The 6,650-nt window shown below is 39.6% G+C and carries 8 protein-coding genes and 1 pseudogene; 6 read left to right on the plus strand and 3 right to left on the minus strand.

Annotated elements, in window-relative coordinates; translation table 11 throughout:
• The first annotated feature begins 311 nt into the window (after nucleotides 1-311).
• The 6 genes from AC58UU_RS22335 to AC58UU_RS22360 all read left to right on the plus strand — a co-directional run bounded on the left by AC58UU_RS22335 (nucleotide 312) and on the right by AC58UU_RS22360 (nucleotide 4,435).
• Nucleotides 312-668, plus strand: a complete 357-nt coding sequence (locus tag AC58UU_RS22335; protein WP_497318944.1) for an NIPSNAP family protein — start codon at nucleotides 312-314, stop codon at nucleotides 666-668.
• 170 nt (nucleotides 669-838) lie between these two features.
• Nucleotides 839-1,198, plus strand: a complete 360-nt coding sequence (locus AC58UU_RS22340; protein ID WP_497318945.1) for a hypothetical protein — start codon at nucleotides 839-841, stop codon at nucleotides 1,196-1,198.
• Between the two features lie 274 nt (nucleotides 1,199-1,472).
• A complete protein-coding gene (locus AC58UU_RS22345) occupies nucleotides 1,473-1,841 on the plus strand; it encodes a DUF4180 domain-containing protein (RefSeq protein ID WP_497318976.1) in 369 nt (122 codons plus the stop codon).
• A 91-nt stretch (nucleotides 1,842-1,932) separates the two neighbouring features.
• On the plus strand, nucleotides 1,933-2,253 hold the full coding sequence (locus AC58UU_RS22350) for a hypothetical protein (RefSeq protein ID WP_497318946.1): 321 nt from the start codon (nucleotides 1,933-1,935) through the stop codon (nucleotides 2,251-2,253).
• Between the two features lie 408 nt (nucleotides 2,254-2,661).
• Complete coding sequence (locus AC58UU_RS22355) at nucleotides 2,662-3,225, plus strand: TetR/AcrR family transcriptional regulator (RefSeq protein ID WP_497318947.1); 564 nt, start codon at nucleotides 2,662-2,664, stop codon at nucleotides 3,223-3,225.
• 82 nt (nucleotides 3,226-3,307) lie between these two features.
• Complete coding sequence (locus AC58UU_RS22360) at nucleotides 3,308-4,435, plus strand: NADH-dependent flavin oxidoreductase (RefSeq protein ID WP_497318948.1); 1,128 nt, start codon at nucleotides 3,308-3,310, stop codon at nucleotides 4,433-4,435.
• Nucleotides 4,436-4,539: 104 nt separating this feature from the next.
• Here AC58UU_RS22360 and AC58UU_RS22365 read toward each other — a convergent pair whose 3' ends face one another.
• The 3 genes and pseudogenes from AC58UU_RS22365 to AC58UU_RS22375 form a co-directional block, all read right to left on the minus strand.
• A complete protein-coding gene (locus AC58UU_RS22365) occupies nucleotides 4,540-4,881 on the minus strand; it encodes a type 1 glutamine amidotransferase family protein (RefSeq protein WP_497318949.1) in 342 nt (113 codons plus the stop codon).
• Between the two features lie 62 nt (nucleotides 4,882-4,943).
• Nucleotides 4,944-5,953 (minus strand): annotated as a pseudogene (locus tag AC58UU_RS22370) (IS630 family transposase).
• A gap of 315 nt (nucleotides 5,954-6,268) precedes the next feature.
• The coding region (locus tag AC58UU_RS22375) for a transposase (protein ID WP_497318951.1) at nucleotides 6,269-6,650 on the minus strand (382 nt) is incomplete at its 5' end.

A 6,650-nucleotide genomic window follows, 5' to 3' on the forward strand; every position in this document is an offset into this window, starting at 1 on the left:
TGTTAGTACAAAGAAGAAGTGGCATCGCTTAACACCGTATTCATACTGCGGAGTTTACGCTCCTTGGTCTGCCCAAGGAATTTTCGAGGAAGCGAATCAGGCAGACAACCCTGTACAACCTAACCGCATCGCATCGTTAAGCTAACTGCGAACAATAGCACAATATACAGGGAGCAGATTGCCGATGCAGCTGCTCCTTGTTTATATTCAGGTAACGGGGAGATTATCGGAAAAAGATGGAACTTATTGATTGTTATTTTTATAATAGAATAGCGAGAGATATCTGATTTAATTGTGGAGATGATGAATACGTGATTTATCGTAGAAAGACATACAAAATTGCCCCTCAGATATTACTTGATTTTAATGAACATTTTAATCAAACACTCTTACCAGCACAGCTAAAATATGGTTCACGATTAGTTGGCAGATGGTCATCTGAGGAAAAAGACGATGTTGTAGAGGTATTTGCTATCTGGGAATATGACAGCTACGAGGATTATGAGAAGATTGAATCACAAGTGAAAAGTGATGAAGAACATGTAAATCGAGTACAGGCTTGGTTTGATAAAATCGGGCGAGAGAAAATCAAGACATTTATAAAGGATAAAATAAAAGAGGAATTTATAGAAACGACAGTTCCACGAGAAAAAACTATTCTGACATGATGAATTTTATTACCATTTCATCGTTGAACTAACGAGAAACGATAGTTCAACATTTAAAGGGCTACCACGCATGGTAGCCCTTCGCTCCACTAACGGACAGGATATGCATTTATGGAATACATAAGGCTAAAAGCACATAAAACATGGATTTCATTAACCAGTAGGAGGATATGTTGAAGAAAATTATTATTATTGCATCTTTCCTTTTTATCATTTTCATCAGTTTTGCTACTTTTCAATTTAATCAACCACTTCTAACGAAAAATGATGCTATAACTAAAGCGGGTATATATCTAACTACTGTAAATGCAAAAATGAATCTTCCTTACAACACAAAGAATGTTGAAGAAAGCAGTTGGTACATCAGTAAAGACGATTTTTGGAATAAAGTAACTGGTAATAGTAAATGGAACGGTTTCATTGATGGCGTTAGCTTTCAAATTGACGCTGATACTGGAGAATTTATTGATATGGTTTTTCCAATGGATGGTGTTATTACGAAAAAGGAACATCCAGATTGGTTTAAATAAAAAAGAAGTTCTATCAAAAGAAACCACTCCATTGTCAGGAGTGGCTTTGTTATTAAACACTGAATATTTTGTGGGCAAACTGCACTTTGTGTTTAGATACATTACTGTGAACAGTATCACAGGTAAAAGTACGGTCATTACGCTAACGGAAACGATAGTGGAGGAGCTTGCGGCGATGCAGCTTCTCTTTCTCATTGAAGTAACGGGCAGGATACTTCCAATATGTGTTAAAATAGTGGGACAGAAATCTACGATAGTATTGGGGAGACGCATAATGAATATAAGGGTTAATCAGCAAAATGATTCTAAGGTAGCCATTGTAGAAAGTTCTGATATAATAATCCGAAATGTCCAGGATGCTTTGGACTTAATGGCGTCCATTAAATTTAATCATGATAGCTATAAGATCGTTATTCGCCAAGCCAACATAACGGAGGATTTTTTCGAATTAAAGACAAGATTAGCGGGTGATATTCTACAGAAATACGTGAACTATCATATAAAGTTGGCGGTTGTAGGTAATTTCAAAGTTTATAACAGTAAGAGTCTTAAGGATTTTATTTACGAGTGCAGCAAAGGGGAACAGGTTTTCTTTCTTGAAGATGAACAGTCAGCCATTCAAGTTCTACACGCATTACGCTAACGGAGAACGAGAGTAATACAATACCAATGAACGCCAGTCGTTTTATGAAAATGAAAAACAATTCTGGGAGACAAGATGTAAAGGAGGACTTATGAAGGTTATTAAAGGTATTACGTCTAATGGTCTTAATTACATTGATGAATCTGGAATTGATAAATTTGTTAACTTTAAGGAATGCAATGAGAACTGGATTAGTTACAGAAAAAGAAGTGAAAGCTTGGATGACGAAAAATTAGAAAGTATTAGATTAAATGATAGATGTATAGGACAAAGAGATATTTGCGCGCTGCCTTACTTTATAGAGTTCTTCAGTAGACCTTTTACAAGGTTTGAGTTCGATGAAGAAGAGGCATTTAAACAACTCAGAAGTGATATAATTTCTGCTGGTTGGTCTACATACGATTTAAGTTAAATTATATTTGAACCTTGATTGGCACCTCCTGAGAATGGATTTTTGGCTCGGTTTGTTTACTATTTCAATGGGAACAAGGAGCAGTTAGGTGATAATAAATTAGAAGTATTCGAGCTAATCGAACTATATAAGTTGAACCAAAGAATCTCCCAATTAGATACTGACACAAAGATGATCCACAATCGATCTCGGAGATTTCATGATAATGTCCATAAACTGCGAAGATCTGTTGAACAGGAACTGCTTAAGCTCTGGAAATTCCATCAACAAGCATAAGCTTAAGTAAAAGGCTGTTGAAATTTTCGGCGACCTTTTGTGCGCTTGGCAGCGCTTCGACTAAAATTTATTTTTGTTCTGGACTTATCGGTTCGGAATGGTGTATATTATTTTTAAGGAGGTGAGATGCGAATGGTTCGTCCACGTAACTTTGATGAAATAGATGTATTAAAGAAAGCGATGACTTTATTCTGGACTAAAGGTTATGAAATGGCATCCCTAACTGATTTGCTAAATGTTACTGGTCTTAGTAAAAGTAGTTTATATGAGACTTTTGGTAACAAACATGATTTATTTGTGAGAGCATTTGATTTATATCGCGAGGAGCGTCTATCGGTATTAAATAATTATTTGAGTAATGAGAATGTATACCAGGGTATCGAATTATTTTTTATGGCCCTCCTTAATGTCGTTAGCAAAGGTTGCATGACGTCAAATGAAGCTATCGAATTGGCGCCACATGATAAAGAATTTCAAAAAATGATTGAAAAAGATTTCGAAGATGTTGAAAATGCATTTTTTAATGCAATTGAGATTGGTAAAATCAATGGTTCTATACAGTCGGAAATCGATTCCCTAAAGCTTGCTCGATTTTTAACGGTCTCCTTACAGGGTATAAATGTGATGGTGCGAGCTCAAACAAATCAAGACAGGATTGTGGATTTCGTGTCTGTAATTTTAGGGAATTTGAGATAGATAAAAGTGCTACTTTTATTTTTGATAATTATGGACCGAAAGGTCCTTAATATAAAGTAATTTAAAGAAAAGAGGAACAAACATGAACAACAATTACAAATCTATTTTCGAACCATTCGAGCTTCCATCTGGAGTGCAGTTAAAAAACAGGGTGATTATGGCGCCTATGACCCTTGGGGCATCAAAGTCTAACGGAGCAGTTACTGAAGAAGAATTGGCTTATTATATTGAACGGGCTCAGGGTGTAGGCGTTGTGATTACCAGCAGTGCCCTTGTTTCGCAAAATGGAAAAATGCTCGAAACCGGCTTCGGCGTTGACGATGACGCTCTGCTCCCAGGCCTAAAAACATTAGCAAACACTATTCATGAACAAGGTTCCAAGGCTTTTGTCCAAATTTATCATGCGGGCCATAAAAGTAATCCGGCTTTGCTGTCTGGAGGACAACCGTTAAGTGCAAGCGCAGTTGCAGCAGAGCGTGAAGGATCTGTTACCGCAAAGGCAATGACACAAGAGGAAATTGAGAATGTTATTGATGATTTTGCCAATGCAACCCGAAGGCTGATTGAAGCCGGATTTGACGGAGTTGAGATTCATGGCGCCAACGGCTTCTTGATTCAGCAATTTTTCTCTCCGCATTCCAACAGAAGAGAAGACCAATGGGGCGGGACATTAGAAAAGAGAATGAGATTCCCTCTTGAAATCATCAAACGCGTAAAAGAAATGGTTACAAAACATGCAAAATCACCGTTTGTTGTTGGGTACAGATTTTCTCCGGAGGAAAGAGAAACTCCCGGCATCACAATGGAAGATACTCTTCAATTCGTGGAAGTTCTGGCCGAACAGAAGCTGGACTACATCCATCTTTCTGTGGATCATTTCTGGGGTGAACCGAGGAGGGAAGAATCGAACAGTGCTAAGTCGCGTGTAGTAATGGTTCAGGAGCTTGTAGGTAATCGAGTGCCTGTAATCGGTGTTGGCGGTCTTTCCACACCGGATGATGTCGTTAAAGCTCTGGGGACTGGTATCCCACTAGTAACAATAGGTCATGCCATGATCATGGAGCCTAAATGGGTTGAGAAGGTGCAAAGCGGACAGGAAAGAGAAATTAGAACGACACTTCCCCGAACAGCGCAAAAAGAATTGGTAGTTCCCGATATTTTGTGGGGAATGATAACCAATATACCGGGATGGTTCCCAGTCGTGGATTAAGGAAGAATAATAAACACCTCGATGCTTCTGTACTATTAATTTTTTGTGTTTTAAGGCCATCCCTTACAGGACGGCCTCTTTCGATTGATCAAATGATGTTGAAATCACTTTTTGGCCTTGCTCGCGGAAGCAGCGGCCGATTGTTTTTGTTCAGGCGCTTTCTGATTCGTGTTAAAGTCGGTCGACGACATGCCTTCGGCTTTCCACTCCGTGCCTCTCTGCTCGTACTCGAACAAGTTTTCAACAGCATTCGCGATTTGGGGCCCCAAGTCACGCTCCACCAAATACAGGGACACATCAAGTCCCGAAGTTACGCCTCCACCGGTCACGAGGCCGGGCTTATCTTCCACGACTCTGGCATCAATCGGAATGGCGCTGGCAGCTTCTAACGCAGCCATGCCTATTAGATTGGTAACGGCATATTGGTTCTTCAACAAGCCTTTCATCGCAAGCAGCAGCGAACCTCCACATACTGTAGCCTAACTGGTTAGTTCTATTATAAGTTGATCTAAAGAGTTTCTAGGTTTTGACCATTTTCTAACCGAAGACAGAGTCGATCAATAATTTGAGGAAGATTCGAACATGCCCGATCCATGAATGCCTTCACATTTGTGCGGATTTCCAAGACAGTACGATAAAACACATTGTTAATAACATCGGCTTTCAACCATTTCCAAAGCCCCTCGACTAAGTTGAATTGGGGACTGTACGGCGGCAAAAAGACTAGCTCAAGTCGATCCTTTTGTTCTTCTAGAAAAGGGATCAGAAGTTTGGCATGATGGATTCGAGCATTATCCAATACGATGACGACCTTACCTGTGCCATACTCCGCTAAGATCGTTTGAAGAAAGGCAAGGAATGTTGTCGCATCGTATTGCTCATCTTCTCTCCATAAGATGTGACCCGTTGTATAGTCTAAGGTCGCCAGCAATTTGACGCCTCTATGCTTGCCTGTGGTTTTGATGATTCGCTGCTGTCCTTTTAAAAACCAAGTGTGCTGCAGAGCCTGATAGTCTTTAACGTTGGAAAGGTTTCTTCATTAAAAACCTTTTGCTTGGCTTTGTCTGCGGCAGCGAGCGTGTAAGTGGGTTTCGTATAGCTTAAACCCATTCGTTGCATCATTTTGGAAATGCCTCGAATGCTGTAAGTAAAACCAAATTCCCACTTGATAAATTCACCGATTAAATGTAGGGTCCAATTGTGTTTGGCTGTGAAACCAACTTCATGCGGAAGAAACTTGACGATGGTTTCTTTCAATTTCTCTTGCTGTTCTTGGCTTAAGCGTTCTGGGGTGCCTGGCGAATATTGAATGGCTAGACCCTCGATCCCCTTTGTTCGGTAAGCACGGAGATATCCGTAAACCGTCTTTTCGCAGCGATGGATCACGATGGCAATTTGACTCGGCTTTAATCCTTTAAAATGAAGGTACAGCGCCTGGTATCTTTCAAACATCCGCCGATCTCTTTCCTTTTTCATTCTGGATTCAATTTCTCTAAATTCTTGCGTTGCTGTACTCATTCTATCACCCATTTTCTATAGTATACTTTGGACGAGTTAGTAATGTATTCCTCTAGTTCAACTTATATAGCTAACCAAATATAAAAACGTTTGCTTTTTTTATTACGCTAACGGAGAACGATAGCACCATAATATTGTACTATCTAGGCTGCCGGTGATTCGCTTGGCAGCCTATTCCGCTATTCCAGCTAATAGCTTGTCAATATTTAATTATTAATGGCGGATTCACGAGGTGGTATACTAAAAAAAGTGCATGGGAAAGAACCGTCCCATAAAGCACGGAAAAACATTCCATATATTTCTATTTCTTGCTACTTACTCTAAACGGAACGCTTCCTTAGTAGTTAAGATGGCAAAAATCCAGTGGATTAGTTTATTCACACAAGCAATTATCGCTACTTTGAACAGCTTTCCTTCAGCACGCTTCTTATCATAATAAGCTCTTAGTTTTTTATTTCTATTACTACGAATACCACATCGTACAGCTTGATATAGGGCAGTACGGAGCCTCCTAGAGCCATGCTTAGTGATTCTATTTTGGGTTGCTATAAACTTGCCTGAAGAAAAAACACTTGGATCAACGCCAGCAAAGGCCACCAGTTTCTTTGCGTGATCAAACCGATCGATTTCCCCGATCTCAGCTAAAATTGTTGCAGCAATCTTAGTGCCAATACCGGGTATCGATTGGATTAAATCA

This window comes from Paenibacillus sp. JT22N1, from assembly GCF_059692155.1.

Coding starts and splice junctions, on each gene's coding strand:
- AC58UU_RS22365 (WP_497318949.1), bottom strand. CDS start 4,881: ATGAAAGGCTTGTTGAAGAACCAATATGCCGTTACCAATCTAATAGGC.
- AC58UU_RS22345 (WP_497318976.1), top strand. CDS start 1,473: ATGAATATAAGGGTTAATCAGCAAAATGATTCTAAGGTAGCCATTGTA.
- AC58UU_RS22350 (WP_497318946.1), top strand. CDS start 1,933: ATGAAGGTTATTAAAGGTATTACGTCTAATGGTCTTAATTACATTGAT.
- AC58UU_RS22355 (WP_497318947.1), top strand. CDS start 2,662: ATGGTTCGTCCACGTAACTTTGATGAAATAGATGTATTAAAGAAAGCG.
- AC58UU_RS22360 (WP_497318948.1), top strand. CDS start 3,308: ATGAACAACAATTACAAATCTATTTTCGAACCATTCGAGCTTCCATCT.
- AC58UU_RS22340 (WP_497318945.1), top strand. CDS start 839: ATGTTGAAGAAAATTATTATTATTGCATCTTTCCTTTTTATCATTTTC.